This window comes from Spongiibacter sp. IMCC21906 (genome assembly GCF_001010805.1).
Lineage (GTDB): Bacteria > Pseudomonadota > Gammaproteobacteria > Pseudomonadales > Spongiibacteraceae > Spongiibacter.
In genome coordinates, this window is the sequence record NZ_CP011477.1 from 3,299,870 (window position 1) to 3,319,893 (window position 20,024).

Below are 20,024 nucleotides of genomic sequence, written 5' to 3' on the forward strand. Positions count from 1 at the left end.
TATGACGACAAAAAATGAAGAACTCCGTTCAGAGAACTCTCGCGGAGTTCGTTTTTTAGCATGGTTGCTGGCCCTTATATCCATTGGTCCGGTGTTTTTTTTTATAACTACACCAATGGATATCTCTTACCAAGCTCTATTAGGAATTTTTACCGTCATTATTATGGTGGTTACTAACCGACTGCTGCCAAAGTCTCAGTTAGCCTCATTATTTTTAGCTGCCTTAAGTTTATTGGTGTCTACCCGATATTTATATTGGCGGGCTTCAGAGACCTTAGTATTTAATAGCGGATTAGAGTATGTACTAGGATACGGCCTATTTGTGGCGGAGCTTTATGCATGGCTTATTCTGTTTTTGGGCTACGTACAAACTGCAATGCCGTTGAATAGACGGGTTATTCCGTTGCCAAAAGATATCGCATTATGGCCTACCATTGATGTTTATATCCCCAGCTATAACGAAAGCTTGAGCGTCGTAGCTGATACGATACTGGCAGCCCAATGTCTAGAATATCCCACTGACAAACTAAATATCTATCTGCTGGATGATGGCAAGCGAGCAGAGTTCTCTGCCTTTGCCGCAAGAGCCGGTGTTGGATATATCACTCGTGATAATAATAAACACGCTAAAGCTGGAAACTTAAATAACGCCATGACACAAACCCATGGCGAATTAATTGTGGTTTTTGACTGTGACCACGTCCCAACTCGTGGTTTTTTGCAATATACCATTGGCGGATTTTTACGAGACCCAAAGCTCTCCCTATTACAAACACCCCATTACTTCTACTCTCAGGATCCCTTCGAACGCAATTTGGCAGTAGGTGAAGATATACCGCGTGAAGGGGCGCTATTTTATGGTCCAGTACAGCAGGGCAATGATTTTTGGAATGCCACATTTTTTTGTGGCTCCTGTGCAGTGATACGCCGAACAGCGCTGGAAGAGATTGATGGCTTTGCTGTTGATACCGTCACTGAAGATGCCCATACCGCTTTAAAAATGCAGCGAAAAGGTTGGGGGACCGCTTACCTCGCGTTGCCTTTAGCGGCGGGATTGGCCACTGAGCGGCTTTCATTACATATTGGTCAAAGAGCGCGCTGGGCCCGCGGCATGACGCAAATATTGCGAATGGATAACCCGCTTTTTGGACGAGGACTCACATTGTCTCAGCGCTTGTGTTACTTGTCTGCCATGCTGCATTTTCAGTTTCCTCTTCCTCGCGTGGTTTTTATTACTGCTCCCCTCGCCTACCTACTACTTGGACAGAATATCATCGCATCCTCGGCCGGTATTATCGTAGCGTATGCACTACCACACTTAAGCCATGCACTTTATACCAACTCTCGCACGACAGGACGTTACCGGCATATTTTATGGGGAGAAATATACGAATCTGTATTGGCCTTCCAGCTTGTAAAGCCAACGTTGACGACTCTTTTAGATCCTAGCAAAGGTAAATTTAATGTCACCGATAAAGGTGGCTTAGTTGATAAAACCTTTTTTGATATTAATGCCGTCAAACCCCAATTGATCGTATCGTTTCTATTAATGGCGGGAGTTGGCTGGGGCATTGTGCGTCTATACTGGCATGACTATTACGATATTGAACCCAACGTCATGCTGCTTAACGTTTTCTGGGCAGGCTTTAGTCTTTTTATGTTATTAGCCGCCATCACCGTTGGCCGAGAAAGGCAGCAAATACGAAAAACGGTTCGGGTAGCGGTAGAGCTAGAAGGAAGTATTTTCTTTACCGATGGCCACGCAATAGCGAGTGAAGTGGTTGATATCTCTATGGGAGGAGCACGCTTACGCAACTTGAAAACCCAGCCATTTACTGCAGAGATTGAGTGTATTGAGCTAGTTTATCAAGGTCGCAGGGTGGCGCTGCCTGCAAGCTTAATTGCCTGTGATGAACGCTTTATACGAGTGAGGTTTTCAGAATTAAATATAGACCAACGTCGTAATTTAGTTCGTATTGCACTGGCTAGAGAAGATTCATGGTTCGAAGAGAAAGCAATTAAATCCGATAATATCATTCGGTCATTCTTTGGCATATCACGCTGTATTTTAAGTTTGTTGTTTCCAAGCTTATTCTCACGGGGTGATGACGAACGAAAAATTAATGTTCAGCTAAGAGAGCAGCTTTTCAAACGCTGGATTATGCCTATCGCATTTAGCGTTTTACTTATCGTGTTATTACTATTGGCTAGCTTGCCCGCGTTCGCCAACATCAGCAGTGACAGTGAAGGAGATACTGTTAGAGAAATCAGTATTGCGCAAATCAGCAATATGGATGGCTTGCGGTTAAGCACTCACTCTTCAAGAGCAGGCTTACATTTTTCATTGCCACGCGATGAGGTTGTTACCGGTGCAAGCCTTGATCTCTTGCTTAACTATTCGTCTACCCAAGTAGGTAGCGATACCTTAATTTTGTCCATTAACGGAGTAAAAATTAAGGAAATTAACTTACAAGAAAACAATGGCACACCGGCTCTGGTCTCGATGGAGATTAATCCAGCATATCTCGTTTCCAGTAATAATATCGACTTTATGCTGCGCAGCAATAATACCTACACCTGTATAGACCCACTTGTTGGTCAAGCAAAGCTGCATATTCTGCCAACATCACAGATTCGACTTGCCATAGACACCTTGTCAACAGCTAAAGATTTACACCTATTACCCCGACCTTTTTTAGATGCCGATGCTTCAGGCAGTGCCGCAATCAGTGTCGTTTTACCAGTCATGCCATCATCCGACCAAGTTCGCGCCGCAACAATAATATCATCGTGGTTTGGCGCAGAGAATCACTTCCGCGGCATGAAATTTAACGTAAGTAACACACTTACGAATGGCCATGCCATTGCTTTTGCAACCAATGAAAATCCAGTTATTGGTTTACCCCAAGCACTGATCGAACGTCCGGGAATTAGATTAGTTGCCAACCCCAATTCAACTTTCGGCAGCGTACTTCTTATTGAAGCGCCCGATGATCGAGGTTTAGTACAGGCTGCGCGTTTTTTGGCGCTTCAGCATAGAGGATTGTTAGGCAACTACGTGGATGCGAGTCAAGCCTTATCTATGCCCCCCGATGTTGAAGTTCAAAATCGCTGGGCCGACACGTCGAAACCACTCATGCTAGAAGATATCGTGGACCCTGACAGCCTGCATGTGAAAGGGCTGAGTCCATCTTTAATTCGTATGCCCTTCCGTTTATCGCCGCTACTCAATACCTGGCCTGGGCGTACTGTGCCGCTTCACGTTAGTTATCAATTTCCTGAAGGCGACTGGCTAGATACTAAACGGTCGTCGCTGGACTTGATGTTAAACGGTCAGTTTTTAAAGTCTCTCTCTGTTAATCGAAAGGGACTTATTGAGCAACTATGGGGGAGCATTGGCGGACGTGTTCGGCAAGAGAAAGCGGTTATTCACCTGTCGCCGGAACTACTTCATGGTAAAAACGAATTAACTTTTTATTTCAATTTAAAAGCCAAACTCAAAGACGGCTGCCTAGATGATGTGCCCGACGATGTGCTGAGTCACCTTATGCCTGAAACAGGCTTAGATCTAACAGAGCTTCGGACAATGGTATCCGTACCTGACTTATCTCTATTTACCGATGCAGGCTATCCATTTACAAGTACCGCTGACCTGTCTAACAGTGCATTGGTATTACCTGCAGAGCCTGATAAAAATACGCTAGCGACGGCGTTTGAATTAGTATCACGATTTTCTGAATTTACAGGTAAGCCCGGGATAAATATTGCTGTGGCATTAGGACCAAATCAGCTCGCTGCGGTAAAACAACGTCACTGGTTGGTGCTTTCTCCTGTCAATGATGACGTAATGCCGAACGTACTGAGCGGCAGCAGACTATACGTTAGTAAAGAACGCCTGCGCATCCGTCCTTTAAGTCGGCGTGACTGGTTGGCCTCATTACTTTTAGATGGGCAGGATCTTAATGAAGAGAATGCTGATCGCACACTGACTAGCCGAGAATATTTACAAGCTTTAGTAAGCACCGCATCCCGTGACAACAATGCTTTAACCGTCTTATTAACTGCAACAGATAGCCTAGGTTTAGTAGAGATTGCCAAACAAATAGAAACAGCCGGCGTGTTATCTACTGTTTCTGACGACCTAGTCATTTTGGATGGGGGCAGCAAGGCATTGTCCTTCCAGTTGGCGGCAACCCGTCTCGATGGGGGCGTTAACCTTTACAACCAAGCGTATTGGTGGCTTAGCCAGCGTCCACTCTTATTACTGCTCATACCACTAATATTGATTCTACTACTGGTAACGCAGGTGTATACCTTACTGGTCCGGCGGGCGCAGCGTCGCCGTGATGGGAGATGAAAAACGTGCAATTTCAAAAATCGCGTTATTTAAAAGTATTGGCAAAATCTACACTGCTAGCCCTATTACTCCCTGTAACAGCCTTAGTAGAGGCCGCCCCGTATGAGGCACTACTTGAGCAAGCAAAGTTCTGGATGCAATCTGGGCGCTCTGATTTAGCTGAAGACTCCCTTCGCAGAATTTTAGCCTCAGACGCAGACAACACTGAAGCCTTGTTGCAAATGGCTTTGATTGAGTTAAATCGCGGCAACGTTGAGACGGCAAAGGAGTGGGGGCAAAAACTAGAAAGCACTGCACCTGATAGCAACCAGTGGCAAACTTTACAGAATCGTTTACGCAGAGACGCTCTCGACAATAGCGTTTTAGCCAGAGCACGAGCTTCTGCAGCTCGCGGCGAAACTGAAAAATCGATTGAGTTGTATCGGGCCTTATTTAAAGGCGATGCACCTCCAGAAGATCTTGCCCTTGAGTATTATCAAACCCTTGCAGGGATTGATGCCAGTTGGGCAGAGGCACGGCGAGAACTAGAGCGATTAGCCAAACGTTTTCCTGAAAATTACGCCATTGCTGCAGGGTTGGCAGAAATACTGACCTATCGAAGTCAAACACGTCGTGAAGGTGCCGCTCGCCTGGAAGAGCTTTGGAATGCAAAACAAAACAATAAGGTATTAAAGGCTTGGAGAACGAGCCTGTTGTGGTTACCAGCCACATCCGCGAATGCAGCTTTAATGAAAGCTTATTTAGATAAATTTCCCGAAGATCGGGAGCTGAGCGAGCACCTTGCATCCTATCAAAAAGATACCGGGCAAGCCCGGGCAGATGGTTATGCCGCTCTGAATAAGGGACGTTTACGTGAAGCAAAGTCAGCATTCACCACAGCGCTGCAAAACGACCCAAACGATATTGATGCTCAAGTCGGTTTAGGACTGTTGCAGCTGCGGAGTGGTCAGTTTAGGGCAGCAGATAGAAGCTTATCTCAGGCAATGTTACGGGCGCCAAAATCTGCGGAAAAATGGCGAGAGGCTCGTGACTCCGCACGGTTTTACGCCAAACTTGAAGATGCACGAAAACTGTATAAGTCAGGAAACCTGCCAAAAGCATATCAATCCGTACAACCATTATCAGAGGTTGGCGGTCGTTTAGGCACTGATGCTCAACTACTTGAGGCAGAGATTTTATTAGGATTAAATCGTCCTGAAGACGCAGAGCTCATTTACCGGCACCAGCTGGTGTTAAACGCAAGCTCTGTGGATGCCCGCTCCGGGTTGGTTCGCTCCCTAATTGCACGCAAAAAATTTAGTGAAGCTGATCGTGAATATGCTCGGCTGCCTAAACCTGAACAACAAAAACTTGCCTATCTACGCACTCAACGTGCAAATGCGCTACGTGAGCATGGCCTAGCATTAATACGTAAAGGTCAGACGGCAGCGGCAGAAGTGATGTTGCGAGATGCCATGATAGCCGCCCCCGACGACCCGTGGATACGGTTAGAGCTGGCGCGCCTATATGATGACAAGGGTCAATCGGAGCGAGCAATTGCGCTGGTTGAGCCTACTCCTGCCCGGTCAAGTATTGATGACTTTACTGTGGCAGCCCTGATCGCCGAGAAGCAACAACGTTGGGATGATGTTAGCGCACTGATCAGCCAGATAGCTAAGTCTAAACGCCAAGCTAACCATGAAGCACTGCTTGAGCGTGCAAGCCGCAATAAACGTATTGTGTCGTTACAGCAAATTCTGCGTACGGGAGATCCTATACGAATAGAGATGGCTCTCGACGATATTTATCGCAATCCGCCATCTACAAGTGCTGAAGTTGGTCGGGTAGCGGCGATGTTGCAGGACGAGGGCGAGCGCAGTCTGGCACTGGCATTGGTCAGGCGAGATTTGGACCAAGGCCTTAAGGCAGCGGCAACAGATTACTTAAACCATGTTTTGGTATTCAGAAAAACCGAGAACGACGATGAAGCCAGGCGTTTGTTGGGGTTTTTAGAGCGGCATGCGGCTAAAGATGAAATCGCTAGCAAAAGTTTGATCCGTGCACGTAAGGATATGTTATTGGCCGAAGTCACTAACATGATTGAGCAAAAACAATTTGCACAAGCATATGACATTCTTGTTGCCGAACTAGAACGAGCCCCAAACGACAGCCCCATCTTATTAGCTTTGGCAGATCTATATAAGCGTGGTGCTTACTATGACTTTTCGCGACAAGTGTATGAACATGTTTATGCACAAGGTGGTGAAAACGCGAACTTGGCCTTACTGGGACTGACGGAAAATGCCTTGGCAGCAGATGACCCTGACTCAGCAGAAGATTACTTACAAAAAGCAGCGCCCCTAACGAGTCCGCAGTGGCTTATTTTGGCAGCACGCACGGCCGAAGCTCAGGGCGATAAACGTCAGGCACTGGTATTTGTTGAACAGGCAAGAATGGCGGTAGCTGGCAATACCGAAGGGGCTCAAATGTATCGTTTGGGTGAAAATCCATTCCGCGGCGGGCGGTCTGGTTTGCGAAAGCAGGATAATAGCTCGCGCTGGGTACAATTAACGACCCATAAAACAAGTGATGAATTCGCCGAATCGAGCGCTTGGCTGCCGAGTCGCAGTATTACTGGCGGCACGTGGCAACCCGACATAAATGATCAGCAATATATTAGACACGCTTTTGATGAAAAATCAGCGAAAACAGTGGCCTCAACAGAAAACAGCGCCAGCCCATATGACGATAATATGCCGCTACAGTGGTCAGCACGTTACTGGCGGGACCGCGGCCAAGAACATATCAACACCGCAAGCATAAACGAAGCGGATGTTGCTCGCCGCCGTGAGGTAACCAACATCGAAGAATACCGTAGCAAACTCAAAAAAGACCTGTCACCACGCTTGCGTGGTGACATTGCTATGCGTTTCCGCGATGGCGAAGAAGGCTTGAGCGAGCTAGCAGAAATTAGCGGTGACCTTGCTTTTTCCGGTGTACCTTTCGCCAGCGGCCGCTTAGAAGCAGTAATCAACCCGGTGTTTTTAAACGCGGGCTCTGTTACAAATGATTCTGCACGACGTTTCTTCCGATCGGCCGTCACCAATGCTGGCACCCAAGCGTTAGCAGAAAAATTGAACGGTGCAAGCCAGATCATTGACGACATAGATAATAGCGCTCAAGAACTCGCCCAAGCGACAGCTTCTTTAGAGGCGGTACAAAACTCAGCAAACCCAAGCGCCTCAGAAATTGCGGCAGTAGAGGCGCGAGTACAAACTGCGCAGCGCAACTTCAGCTTAGCGACTAGCCGAAATCCCTTATTTGAATCAGGAATAGATCTGGATACGCTCACAGTCAGTCAGCGTAAGTTTGTAGACGATTTTCTCCTTGAAAACTTTGGTGACAACGATTTCTCGCTGGTATCTACAGATGTTGCTACATACCAGAGCCGCAGCACCGCCGTTCGCAACCTAATATCACAACTCACAACAAGACTGGGATCGTATAATCGCGCTATCCCCCTAGGCAGCCAGGACGAGTCAGGCTTAGGTGTTGAAATAAATTATCAACGAGATAGCGTCCATCTTGATATTGGAAGCACGCCATTTGGGTTTGAAATGACAAATTTAGTCGGTGGCATCTCGTTGGCGCCAAAAATCAGCAACAATACCGAGCTTCGTCTCATCGCCCAGCGACGTGCAGTCACAGATAGCCTCCTATCCTATGCGGGAGTAGAAGACCCGGTGACCGGTGACCGCTGGGGAGCGGTAACGCGCAGCGGCTTCACATTAGGGTTTGCCTTTGACAACGAAGATCTTGGCTTTTACGGAGATGCAGGGGCGTATTACTACGATGGCAACCACGTAAAAAGTAACCAGGCAATGCAGGTAAATATGGGGGCTTACCTCCGACCGGTCAACAAGAACCAACGCGTCCTGCAAACGGGGGTAAACATCGGCTACTCGAGCTTTTCTGAAAACTTGAGTAAGTTTACTTATGGTCATGGCGGATACTTCAGCCCACAGAGTTATGTCAGTTTGGCCTTTCCACTCAGCTATTCGGAGCAATATAAAAAACTTTATTGGCGTGCCGGAGGTGCACTAGGGTTTCAGAGTTATAGCTCTGATAGTGCTGCCTACTTCCCCACCCTGGCTAATGATCAACGCTGGCTGGATATACTGGCAGACACTGGCACCATACTCGAATCACGCTATGCATCAGAAAGCAAAAGCGGTTTTGGGTTGAATTTAGGATTGGATATTCGGTACGCGTTATCAGAGGCGCTAACTATTGGCACAAGGGTTTCGTACGACACCTTTGGTGATTATTCTGAAACCTCCATGGCAATCAATGTCTTGTATAACACGGACCCTTAATGAAATGGATTTAAATAAACTAAGTTATGAGCGTAATCAGCGCTACTACCGGGAACGGCACTGCAGCGGCCAATGGCGCGATTTTCTTTGTGTATTGCTCGATGAGTTACAAGACAATATGGGAAGGAGTGACACAGCTGATTTTTTTAACGCCATTGGTCAAAAACTCGCTACCCGTTTTTCTCTGGCTGAACAAGACACCGTAGAAGAACTTGAAGAGCGCCTGAATAGTTTATGGTTAAAGTTAGACTGGGGCTGGTGCCAGCTGATCGCCCAACCTAACTCTATCACCATTATCCATGGAGCCTGGCCAAATCCGGACGAAGGGAAAGAGACTCTTTGGCCCATTGTTTTTTCGTCGGTATTACAAGGTTTTTATAGTAAATCTCTTTCCATACAGGGCGGTGATGCTAGTGTAAAAATTGAGATTAAATCCAGCACTTTGGGCATGCCGATAGAGCTAATTTATGGCGCTTAGTTTTCGTGTTTTTATCTTGCTGCTGAGTCTGTCAGCCAAATCGTATGGCTTTAATTTACACGCCTCGCAAGATATTAGCTGGCAGACTTACGTTCATAATTTTGTTACTCCGAGCGGACGAGTCATTGATACCGGAAATAACAATATCAGCCACACCGAGGGGCAAGGCTGGGCAATGCTGATGGCCGTGGCATTTAATGACAAACTGCAGTTTGAAAAAATTTGGCAATGGACAAACGCCCACCTTCGCCGCCCCGAAGATAATTTGTTCTCCTGGCGTTACCAAGCGGATGCCGACCCTTCTATAGCGGACCGCAACAATGCCAGTGACGGCGATATTCTTATCGCGTGGGCACTTAGTTTGGCGGCAAGTCGATGGGATTGCCGAGAGTATCGGGAGCAGTCTGCAGTACTGCGGCAAGCTATTGGCAGCAAACTGGTTATGCAGTTCGGTGGCTATACCGTGCTATTACCAGCTGACGACGGATTCGAACATGATGGGTATATCAATATTAACTTGTCTTACATTGTTGTTCCGGCTTTACAACATTTTGCTGAGCTGGAACCAAGTGGCGCGTGGCAGGCAATAATAGATGATGCCCAAGTGCTTTTTAACAAGGGTCGTTTTGGTCGGCAGCAATTACCTGCCGACTGGCTGCAATTATATGAAGACGGTCATTTAAGCGTTGCCGATAAATGGCCAGCCCGCTTCGGTTATGAAGCAATAAGAATCCCGCTCTATTTTCTCTGGGGCGGTTTATCTCAGTCTGAAGGACTTCAATCAATAGCAGATTTTTGGTCAGAATCCGCTACCCCCCCCGCCTGGATCGCTTTAGGCAGTGAAGAACGTGCGGAATATGGCCTATCGAAAGGCGGAATGGCCGTACGTTATTTACTACTAGGAGAGCATCACCGAATAACAGAATTAAATATAGAACATGAAAAGTATTACAGCGCCTCTTTGCTGCTTCTTTCTAGGCTGGCAGCGGATAAACAATTTACTGAAAAGGTAATGATTACTGTACCTCAACACAGAGTTACGATACCTCCCCGATAAAACATTACAATGCCAGCAGGTTCCCCATCATTCCGTCAGTTATAACACAAAGCGGTCAATGTCAATAAGATTTTCATCAACACCCTCTTCCTTGCAGGCAGCATTGCATAATTCACAATACTAACTACGCTAATATATTGCACTTTTGGTAGCCATATCATATAAATGATATGACGGAGAATACCGTTAGCTGCAATATCTGCAGCACCTTAAAAAAATACCTTCAAACCTAGATTGATAAAACCCGGAGTAGTTATGACTTTCAAAACAAGCCGACGAGCGGTCAAAGCCGCCCTCGCCGTATTTTTTATTTCTCTTATAACCGCCTGTGCCAGCACCCCCCAAGCCACACCCGCCCAGTTACAAGCCTTCGCCCCGACTCCAATCCCTGACAATTCCGGTGAGTATTTATCTCCTTATACATCTGATGCAGTCGTCGCCGAATGGGTTGATAAAGCCATAAATGCTAAGGCAGGTTCTGCTGTAGGTGGTGCTGTTGGTGCTTACGCAGGTCAAAAAGCACTAGAACAAGTGCCATTTGTAGGCAGTTTTCTTGGCAAAAAACTTGGTCAATCTGCCGGCCGAGCAATTGCAATTAAATCCTCAGGCGGCATGGATTACATTAAATCAACATCAGATCTATCATTCGACTCCGCAAAAGACCTGTCAGTTTACCTATACGCTAACTACAGTACTAACGAGCATTATCCCGAGGTACTGGATGCCACAATGGCAATTTATCCAGAGCTAAAAGAAAGCTACTACCAGCATATTATGCAAGCAAGCAGGGAAGCCGCCGCAATTCAATAATATTTATACGCTGCAATACCATAAGACATACTGCAGCGGTTCTTAAGGAAAAGGAGCAAATATGACTTCAAGGTTTGCAGGCCGCGCTTCGGCCATATTAATTGCACTAGCAAGCTCATTTTTTGTAGGTTGCGCTAACAATTCCGTCGACTATGACAACAGTAAAGGAAAGCCCTCAGTCTATCAGGACACCAATCAGGCTGGCCCTGTACAAGGCGTAGGAATCGAATCCCAAGATATTAATGCAATGGCCGACCAAATGGTGCGAGACATTATGTCCAGCGGATTGTTCTCAGGACGTGCTACTCCACCAAGGGTGGTCATAGACAATGAGTACTTCAAGAATGAAAGCAGCTCTATTGTTAATACCAAAAGAATCACCTTGCGTTTACGGGCACTGCTCAACCGGGCCGCTAGAGGGAAAATCATCTTTATCGGCCGCCAAGACAGTGTAGCCATGGTAGAAAAAGAGCGTGAACTTAAACGCTCTGGAATGGTTGATTCAGGAAGCATCCGCAGTACAAAAGCCACAGCTGGCGCAGATTATCGCTTAATGGGAACAATTACATCCGGCGACATCTCTAACAGCTCACAAATGGCGGTAAGAGAAACTGAAATCTTTTTTCAGATGTATGATTTGGAGTATAACTCGATTGTGTGGGAAAACTTCTACGATATGAAGAAGGCCGCTCAAGACGACATCATGTACCGCTAGCCCTCAAGCTTAAACTTAAAGGCTATCGCGCTGTTTAAAAGACCCAAAGAGCTTCATCTATGGGTCTTTTTTATCGCTCACAAATCAACAGGAATACCATCATGACAAAAGCCAAAATAACAAGTGCTGCAATTGGCTTACTGGTAACGGCCTGCGCCACCGGCCCGACAGTATATGAAAAAGCCTCACTTTCTGATGCTGACCGCGCACAAATCTCTACTCTCCCACTTCCGTATCAATCCGCTTACACAAAGCTCTTACAGGAAGGAAACCGCAACGAAGTCCTCAATCGCATGGAAATTGGCGCTAAGGCCTTTAAAGCCGGCGATTTCATATTGGCCAAGCGTGAACTTACTGCCGCCAGAAACACAATTGAACGCATCTATGCCGATGATGAAGATGCATTGAAAGCCCGAAGCCTCTGGTATGAGGAAGGCCGCAAGAACTTCAAGGGCGAACCTTACGAACGTTCAATGGTGTATTTTTACCTCGGCCTGATTTACATCACTGAAGGCGACTACGGCAATGCGCACGCCAGTTTTAAAAATGGCCTAATGCAAGATGCCTTTGCCGAAGAAGAACAAAACCGCAGTGACTTTGCCAGCATGTACTACTTGGCTTGGTGGAGTGCTCAAAGAATGGGCTCCGAAACACTCATCCGCGATTATAAATATGACGAAGCGTTCAAAGCACTTCGCCCCGATATTGCCGCACCCAACCTTGATAACAAGCTACTTGTTATTGCCGAAACGGGCACGGCACCCAGGAAACTGGCCGACGGCGTAGGCCATTACGCCTTAGTATACCGTCGAGGTAAAAATTTCACTGAGGAGTCAGTCAATATCCGCTATGACGGTAATGATGCAAAGCTGGACTTGCTAGATAGTGTCTATTTTCAAGCAGCTACTCGTGGCGGTCGGGCTGTAGACAAAATTATTGAAGGCAAAGCCTCTTTCAAGCAAAAAACCGAGAATATAGGTTCAACGCTTACCGACATCGGCATGAGCGATACAGCGCACTTTCTAGCCTACGGTCAAAGTGGCGGAATGGAAACACTGGGAGCATTGACACTAGTAGGCGTTGCTGCGATGTCATTATCGGCGAACACCAAGGCTCGTGCCGACACTCGATATTGGAAGCACCTACCTGACAGTATTCATGTGGGCAGCTTCAAAAACACCGGTACTGACACCAACATTCAAGCCACATTCCTAGACAAAGCAGGTAATGAGGTCACTACTGTCAAGCCCAAAATAAATGTTCAGACTAACCCTGATGGCATTAAATTAGCCTTTATCAGTGCGCGATAAAACTTAACTCGCGGTACTTTGAAACGGAGATTTCACATGAATTATATGAAAAAACTAAGTATTTGCATTCTTTCAGTGCTAGCAAGTGGAACTGGCATCGCCTCAGAACCGGTACAACGAACCAATGAAGTACAAATGAACGAAGTGGTATTTGTTGATCATGACTTGAACAGAACCTACGAGAAATCTTTCTTTGGAATGAAATCCACTAAACAAATCATCAAAGTATCGGTGAACTCCAAAGGCATACGCACAACGCCAGGCGGCACGGCAGAAGCCTGGGTGGTCTTCCGCAACCATACGGACTACCCATTACAGATTCAGGCGCAAACTATGTTCTTTGATTCTGACATGGCTCCGATGCAACCTGACCCTATGTGGAAGCGTGTATTTCTTCCTGCCAACTCCCTAGGGACCTACAAAGAGCAATCATACGATGGGAATATTAGTTATTACCGGATAGAAGTGAAGGAGGCTAAATAATGAGACTCGCGACCCTTGCGATTACAAGCCTACTGCTTTCCTCCCAAACCTACAGCTTTGAAGATACTTCCCCTATGCCTATGATGGCAGAACCCCAGCAGGAAGATTCAGTAGACAATGAAGCCAGCAACCAAGAAATAGTGCGCAGTTTCAGCACCATATACAAAAAGAAAGGTAAACCGCGCTTAGCAGTTTTCTGGAATCGTAAATTTGACGACCAACTAAGCCAATGGGAACAAGTTGCCAGAGGCAGCGTATCCATGCAGGCCAGTTTAGAGACCGAAGGCCACTTACCCTCCTCTGAATCCGAAAAAGATGCTAATGGTAAAGCCCGCGCTAAAGCATTAGGCTCTGCCTATATTGAGCGTAAAAACCCGGCGCAGTACCGTCATGGCCTAGGTGAAACTTCCGACTTTGAATTCGGCTCCGGCTTTGTTCAAAGAATGAGCTCAGCAGGCACTAAAATTATTGACCGTTCGACAATTATGCGGTTAATGCAATCCAATAAGCAGGATACAGCTGGCGCTGAAGTTATCACTGATCGCCAAGTCGTCGAAACTGATGCATTAAAAGGCTACGCTGACTATATCGCTGAATTGGTGTTTACCCGTAATTCAAGTGCCCCTGTTGGAATGAGCTTTTTAGTCACTGTTAAAGATATAAATACAGGTGAAATTGTCACCATGTTCAAAAGTGATGGCGAGCCTCCCACAGTCCAGCAAAAAGCCAAGCTACAGGTAACTGACCACGGTTACGATTACGTCGACGATAACAATTCCGATATTAATCCTACCGATGTTGGCGGACAAATCGCACTTGAGATGATGTCAGCATTAACCCAAGTATGGATTAATTAAAACTAAAAACACAAATTGACGCCACCGCGGGTCAATTTGTGTTTTACTTTACAAGGCTTCCTTTGTTCAAAAACTGTATTGCCGCTTCCAGCACAACATCTCTTTCCAATTTCAGTTGTTTAGTATGAGTTGTAATTTCCAAAATGGGTTGTACACCTCTACCTTCCAAACGCTCATTGTGGCTACCTATTGCAATATGGTTGGAAATACCGAAAAACCAACCATTTGGTAAACTTCTAACCATAACGGGCGAATATATTCCGGCAGACGTTTGGCCGATTAACATAGCCCCAGAGGCCTTAAGGCCATATGCTAGATGTTCCGCAGCGCTTCCAGTTCTTGGACCAAGCAAGACAATAATATTATTAAATCGATGAGAAAAAGTTTCGCTTACCTTCTCGAAACGTTGATAAATAAAGAAATCTCCTCCTTCTGCACGATAAAATAATGACGGCTGCTCAAAACTCTCAGGATAAAGAAAACGCCCAATGACCTCTGAAAAAAGTAGGGAACCGCCTTCATTCAATCGTAAATCTACAATAATCGAATCACTATGTCGTGATAACTTAGCCGCTTTCTGCAATATGTTTTGCAAAACGGACATCGAGTCATTGCCATAAGCATCTCCCTGACGAAACCGTCCCATTTCAATCACACTCAAATAGACATGCCCATATCGGGTCATTCCTAACTTAATGTTCGGCTTTTCACTTTCGACATCTATGTAATGTTTTAAGGCCACTTCCAATCTTTCAGGATAATTACGCGGAACTACATGAGCGCGCCTATCTTGCTGAAAGGTAAATATTCGTTCAAGCTCTGAGCTCATCAAAAAAGCATGTCCATCCCCCAGTTCGACAAGAAACTCCTTGATCGTATCAAAAAGAATATTCTCCGTAGTTTTGTCGTCTATTAGACTCATTACCAAATCAAGCTCTACAAGCCGGTTGACGTACTTTTTATATATGCTCTCCAAATTCTCTTGCTTAGCATCAAACAACGCACTTCGCTCTCGCACTGTCTCCCATAACACTACAAATTGACTGAGCGCAGTATCCACCAGCGATACGTTACAATATCCAGGTAAACTATCCACTCTAACTAGTTCAATAAAATGGGAATCTTGAGGACGGCGTATTTTAAGTACATTCTCAGTGATAGGATGAAGTTCAGCCCAATCATTAACCGAAGTGTTAGAAAGGTAGCCCGTTTGAGGTAGATAACCTGCAGCCGCAACAAAACAGGAAGACTGGGTAAACTGGTAGCGAGTAAAGATACCGTTTTCGACTACTAGATAAAAACCGTAGCCTTCAGCGCTCCAAATGCCATCATATTTTAGTACGGGGCCATCGCGAAAAGGTAGTACACAGCTTACACAGCTAAACACTACAAAACTTGCCAGTATCATTACCTTGATGAGAACTAATGTCCTTGAAATGCTTAGCTTACCTGGCATGCTACTCTTTTCAAATTAGGCCTATTTTCTTGATTAATGCCGATGCAGCACTAATCAGTAGTCAAATACTAACCGTATACAGGTAAAAGATATAGAACTAACACCGACCGCTAATTTTTTATAGTTGAATAAAAATCCACAGCTCTATAAAACAAAAAACCCCGCAAATGCGGGGTTTTTTGTTCAAACATTAGAAGGGCTAAATTACTCAGCGCCTTCCTCAGTTGAAGCGGGTGCATCTTCAGCTTTCACTTCTTTCATTGAAAGTTTGATACGGCCACGCTGATCTACATCCAGCACTTTAACCTGCACATCCTGACCTTCTTTGAGGTAGTCGCTGACATTTTCAACGCGCTCATCAGAGATTTGGGAGATATGCACCAGACCATCTTTGCCAGGCAAAATGGTAACAAAGGCACCAAAATCTACAATACGAGCCACTTTACCCGTGTAGGTTGCGCCAATTTCAGCCTCGGCAGTAATCGCCAAAATACGATCAACAGCTGCATCCCGAGAAGCAGAATCTGCACCGTAAACCCGAACCGTGCCATCGTCTTCGATATCGATCTGGGCTTCAGTTTCTTCACAGATAGCGCGAATCGTTGCACCGCCTTTACCAATGATGTCACGGATTTTGTCAGAATCGACTTTCATCACGTGCATGCTCGGTGCGTTTTCAGAAACGTCCTGACGAGAAATCGACAGTACTTGGTTCATCTGACCCAGAATATGCAAACGGGCTTGTTGAGCCTGATCCAGCGCAATTTCCATGATCTTCTGAGTAATGCCTTCAATCTTGATATCCATCTGCAAAGCAGTGATACCGTCGGCCGTACCGGCAACTTTAAAGTCCATGTCGCCCAGGTGGTCTTCGTCACCCAAGATGTCGGTCAAAACGGCGAAACGCTCGCCTTCCTTAACCAGACCCATGGCGATACCCGCAACAGGCGCTTTCAACGGTACACCCGCATCCATCAACGACAGGCTGCCCACGCAGACTGAGGCCATAGAGCTAGAACCATTAGATTCCGTAATTTCAGAGACCACACGAATGGTGTACGGAAATTCTTCAGCAGAAGGCAGCACTGCTTCAAGACTACGGCGTGCCAAACGGCCGTGACCGATTTCACGACGACCAGTGCCGCCCATACGACCACACTCGCCTACAGAGTAGGGAGGGAAGTTGTAGTGCAGCATGAAGTTGTCTTTGAAGTCGCCAGATAACGCATCGATGAATTGTGCGTCGCGGCTTGTGCCTAGTGTAGCAACACCGATGGCCTGAGTTTCACCACGGGTGAACAACGCTGAACCGTGAGACTTATTCAGTACACCGACTTCAACATTGATCGGGCGCACTGTGCGGCTATCACGGCCATCAATACGGGGCTCACCATTGATAATGCGCTGACGCACAATTTGCTTTTCAAGCTTAGCGAACACAGCTTTTACATCTTCTGCTGTGTACTGGGCTTCTTCACCCGAAGCTAATTGCTCAACGGCTTGATCGCGCAGCGCGCCGACTTTTGCGTAACGCTCCATTTTATCGGTAACGCGGTAAGCTTCACCCAAGCCGGCTTTAAAACCGTCGGCAACGGCACCTAGCAAAGCGGTATCTTCTTGCTCTGGCTGCCAGTCCCAAGAAGGTTTGGCGGCTTCTGCAGCTAACTCTTTAATGACCTGAACCGCTGTTTGCATTTCTTGGTGAGCATAAAGCACGGCACCCAGCATTTGATCTTCGCTTAGCTGCTGAGCTTCTGATTCAACCATTAGCACCGCATCTTGCGTACCGGCAACAACCATATCCAGCAAGCCATCTTTAAGCTGGCTATGACTAGGGTTAAGGATGTAGCCATCTTCGGCTGTAAAGCCAACCCGTGCTGCACCGACAGGGCCACTGAAAGGCACGCCAGAAACGGCCAGTGCCGCAGACGTGCCAATTAATGCGGCGATATCAGGATCGTTTTCTTTGTCTGCCGACATCACAGTACAAACGACTTGGACTTCGTTCAGAAAACCTTTAGGAAACAACGGCCGAATTGGACGGTCGATCAGGCGTGAAGTCAGTGTTTCTTTCTCAGAAGGACGACCTTCACGCTTAAAGAAACTGCCGGGGATTTTGCCTACCGCATAAGTACGCTCTTGGTAGTGAACCGACAGCGGAAAGAAGTCCTGACCAGGCTTGGCTGATTTAGATGCAACAACAGTACAAAGAACTTGAGTTTTATCGATAGTAACCAATACAGCGCCGCTGGCCTGACGGGCAATACGGCCGGTTTCCAGAGTGACAGTTTGGCTGCCCCACTGGAATGTTTTAGTAACGGGATTCACGAATGATTTCCTCCCTTTATAGGATTTAAAAAGTATGAAGGGGCCGCCAGGACCCCCTCACTTATTCTTGTTTTAGCGACGTAGACCGAGACGCTTAATCAAATTGGTGTAGCGATCTTGGTTTTTACGTTTTAAGTAATCCAGCAGTTTGCGGCGCTGGTTTACCATGCGGATCAGGCCGCGGCGGGAATGGTGGTCTTTCTTATTCCCTTCGAAGTGACCTTGCAACTTGTTGATGTTGACGGTCAGTAGAGCGACTTGTACTTCTGGAGAACCGGTGTCGCCCTCGGCAGTTTGATACTCTTTTACAACTTCAGCTTTCTCAACAGCAGATAATGCCATGACTATTTCCTCATTAGGGATATGCAGTTATTAAACGAGCCTGACCGTGCATATCTACAGACAGGTTCGGAGCTTAATCGGGGTAATATGCCAAAACGCCAAGCTCAAACAACTTCCTACACACAACGCATAGAAAATGTGGCCGCGAATTATCACATATTTGCAATCAAACGACGAGGTTTTACGCGACCATCGTCTAAAATTTCTCCAATTCCCATAAATTGGCCGTGTTCATCAAATAAAGTCACCGTTCCCTCGGTAGGCGCGTTGGCCACAAATACCGCTTGACCTAAGCGGAGGTAATACGCGCAAGACTCGACAAGGTGCAGCGCAGGAATATGCTCAAGGGCGCGCTCGACAGGAATCAACAAGGCATCTAAACCGTCAAAATCTTCCACATCGCGCAACGCCTGTAAGGTGTCCATGGTGACAGTCCCAGACTCGTCAAAGGGCCCCGCTTTAATTCGGTGCAGCTCGGCAACATGACCACCGCAAGCAAACACCTCTCCCAGATCCACCGCTAAGGAGCGAATATACGTGCCTTTGCTGCAATGCACCTCGACGACGGCTTCAGCCAGGGCACCGGGCCGAAACGATTCAAGCTCAAAACGGCGAATCGTCACAGGGCGAGGTGCCCGCTCAACCTCAATACCCTTGCGGGCCAGCTCGTACAAGGGGCGACCATCTTTTTTGAGTGCCGAGTACATGGGGGGCACTTGTTCAATATCGCCACGAAAAGTATCGATAGCTGCTTCAAGTGCCTCTTTCGTCAGTTGTGAGGCATCAGCCTCACTCACCACCTCACCATCGGCATCGGCAGTGTCGGTGTTTTGACCAAAGATAAACCGGCTGCGATAAGCCTTATCGGCATCGAGAAGAAATTGGGAAAATTTGGTAGCTTCGCCAAAACAGACGGGCAAAACACCCGTGGCCAAAGGATCAAGAGCGCCGGTATGCCCCGCCTTGGCGGCATTATAAATGGCACGACAAACCACCATGGCCGAATTAGAGGTTCGGCCAGCGGGTTTGTTTAATAAAAGAATGCCGCTGATATCGCGGCCTTTGCGTCGCCGTCCCACTAACCTTTACTCGTCGTCTTGTTGACGACTACGGTCAGACTCAACAGCATCTTGAATAAGCTTGCTCAGACGTTGACCACGATCAATGCTGCTATCGTAGTAAAAACGCAATTGCGGAGTGGTTCGTGCATTATTGGACTTAGCCACTTTGCTGCGTAAAAACCCGGCGGCCTTGTTCAGTACCGCCAGGGATTCTTTCGCTTCTTCGGCGCTATCCTTACCCATTACCGTGACATACACCTTGGCATGACTGAGGTCGCGACTGACTTCTGCGTCAGTCACGCTCACCATGCCCACGCGCGGGTCTCTGATCTGGAGCTGGATTAAGCTTCCCAGCTCTCGCTTCAGAAAATCGGCAATCCGGTCCGTACGGCTAAACTCTTTCACACACTCAACT

The 20,024-nt window shown here is 46.8% G+C and carries 14 protein-coding genes; 9 read left to right on the plus strand and 5 right to left on the minus strand.

All coding sequences use genetic code 11. The features are described 5' to 3' along the window. Nucleotide 1: 1 nt before the first annotated feature. The 9 genes from bcsA (at nucleotide 2) to IMCC21906_RS15345 (ending at nucleotide 14,422) form a co-directional block, all read left to right on the plus strand. Nucleotides 2-4,357, plus strand: a complete 4,356-nt coding sequence (gene bcsA / locus IMCC21906_RS15305) for a UDP-forming cellulose synthase catalytic subunit (protein WP_047013490.1) — start codon at nucleotides 2-4, stop codon at nucleotides 4,355-4,357. 5 nt (nucleotides 4,358-4,362) lie between these two features. Beyond that, nucleotides 4,363-8,712 (plus strand): cellulose biosynthesis protein BcsC, encoded by a 4,350-nt coding sequence (locus IMCC21906_RS15310; protein ID WP_197085914.1) that lies wholly within the window; start codon nucleotides 4,363-4,365, stop codon nucleotides 8,710-8,712. 4 nt (nucleotides 8,713-8,716) lie between these two features. Then, nucleotides 8,717-9,190 (plus strand): cellulose biosynthesis protein BcsD, encoded by a 474-nt coding sequence (gene bcsD, locus IMCC21906_RS15315; RefSeq protein WP_047012887.1) that lies wholly within the window; start codon nucleotides 8,717-8,719, stop codon nucleotides 9,188-9,190. Beyond that, nucleotides 9,180-10,247: a glycosyl hydrolase family 8 gene (locus IMCC21906_RS15320; protein WP_052763575.1), complete on the plus strand. Its 1,068-nt coding sequence runs from the start codon at nucleotides 9,180-9,182 to the stop codon at nucleotides 10,245-10,247. The genes bcsD and IMCC21906_RS15320 overlap by 11 nt, the downstream gene beginning before the upstream one ends. 255 nt (nucleotides 10,248-10,502) lie before the next feature. Then, a complete protein-coding gene (locus IMCC21906_RS15325; protein WP_047012888.1) occupies nucleotides 10,503-11,057 on the plus strand; it encodes a hypothetical protein in 555 nt (184 codons plus the stop codon). 61 nt (nucleotides 11,058-11,118) lie between these two features. After that, nucleotides 11,119-11,772, plus strand: coding sequence for a membrane protein (locus IMCC21906_RS15330; RefSeq protein WP_047012889.1), 654 nt, complete (start codon nucleotides 11,119-11,121; stop codon nucleotides 11,770-11,772). A 101-nt stretch (nucleotides 11,773-11,873) separates the two neighbouring features. Beyond that, nucleotides 11,874-13,082, plus strand: a complete 1,209-nt coding sequence (locus IMCC21906_RS15335; protein ID WP_047012890.1) for a hypothetical protein — start codon at nucleotides 11,874-11,876, stop codon at nucleotides 13,080-13,082. Between the two features lie 36 nt (nucleotides 13,083-13,118). Beyond that, nucleotides 13,119-13,565, plus strand: a complete 447-nt coding sequence (locus tag IMCC21906_RS16475; protein WP_052763576.1) for a hypothetical protein — start codon at nucleotides 13,119-13,121, stop codon at nucleotides 13,563-13,565. An 80-nt stretch (nucleotides 13,566-13,645) separates the two neighbouring features. Then, nucleotides 13,646-14,422: a hypothetical protein gene (locus IMCC21906_RS15345; RefSeq protein WP_156166065.1), complete on the plus strand. Its 777-nt coding sequence runs from the start codon at nucleotides 13,646-13,648 to the stop codon at nucleotides 14,420-14,422. A gap of 43 nt (nucleotides 14,423-14,465) precedes the next feature. Here the strand turns inward: IMCC21906_RS15345 and IMCC21906_RS15350 are convergent, their stop codons facing one another. From IMCC21906_RS15350 to rbfA, 5 genes are all read right to left on the minus strand, one after another. Beyond that, nucleotides 14,466-15,878, minus strand: a complete 1,413-nt coding sequence (locus IMCC21906_RS15350) for a S41 family peptidase (RefSeq protein ID WP_082117503.1) — start codon at nucleotides 15,876-15,878, stop codon at nucleotides 14,466-14,468. A 204-nt stretch (nucleotides 15,879-16,082) separates the two neighbouring features. Next, on the minus strand, nucleotides 16,083-18,206 hold the full coding sequence (pnp, locus tag IMCC21906_RS15355; protein WP_047012893.1) for a polyribonucleotide nucleotidyltransferase: 2,124 nt from the start codon (nucleotides 18,204-18,206) through the stop codon (nucleotides 16,083-16,085). A 72-nt stretch (nucleotides 18,207-18,278) separates the two neighbouring features. Beyond that, entirely contained in the window at nucleotides 18,279-18,548 is a 270-nt protein-coding gene (gene rpsO / locus IMCC21906_RS15360) for a 30S ribosomal protein S15 (RefSeq protein WP_047012894.1), read from the minus strand. Between the two features lie 152 nt (nucleotides 18,549-18,700). Further along, complete coding sequence (truB, locus tag IMCC21906_RS15365; RefSeq protein WP_047012895.1) at nucleotides 18,701-19,627, minus strand: tRNA pseudouridine(55) synthase TruB; 927 nt, start codon at nucleotides 19,625-19,627, stop codon at nucleotides 18,701-18,703. Nucleotides 19,628-19,633: 6 nt separating this feature from the next. Then, nucleotides 19,634-20,014 carry a 30S ribosome-binding factor RbfA gene (gene rbfA, locus IMCC21906_RS15370; RefSeq protein WP_047012896.1) on the minus strand — a complete coding sequence of 127 codons (381 nt, stop codon included), beginning with the start codon at nucleotides 20,012-20,014 and terminating at the stop codon, nucleotides 19,634-19,636. Nucleotides 20,015-20,024: the final 10 nt, after the last annotated feature.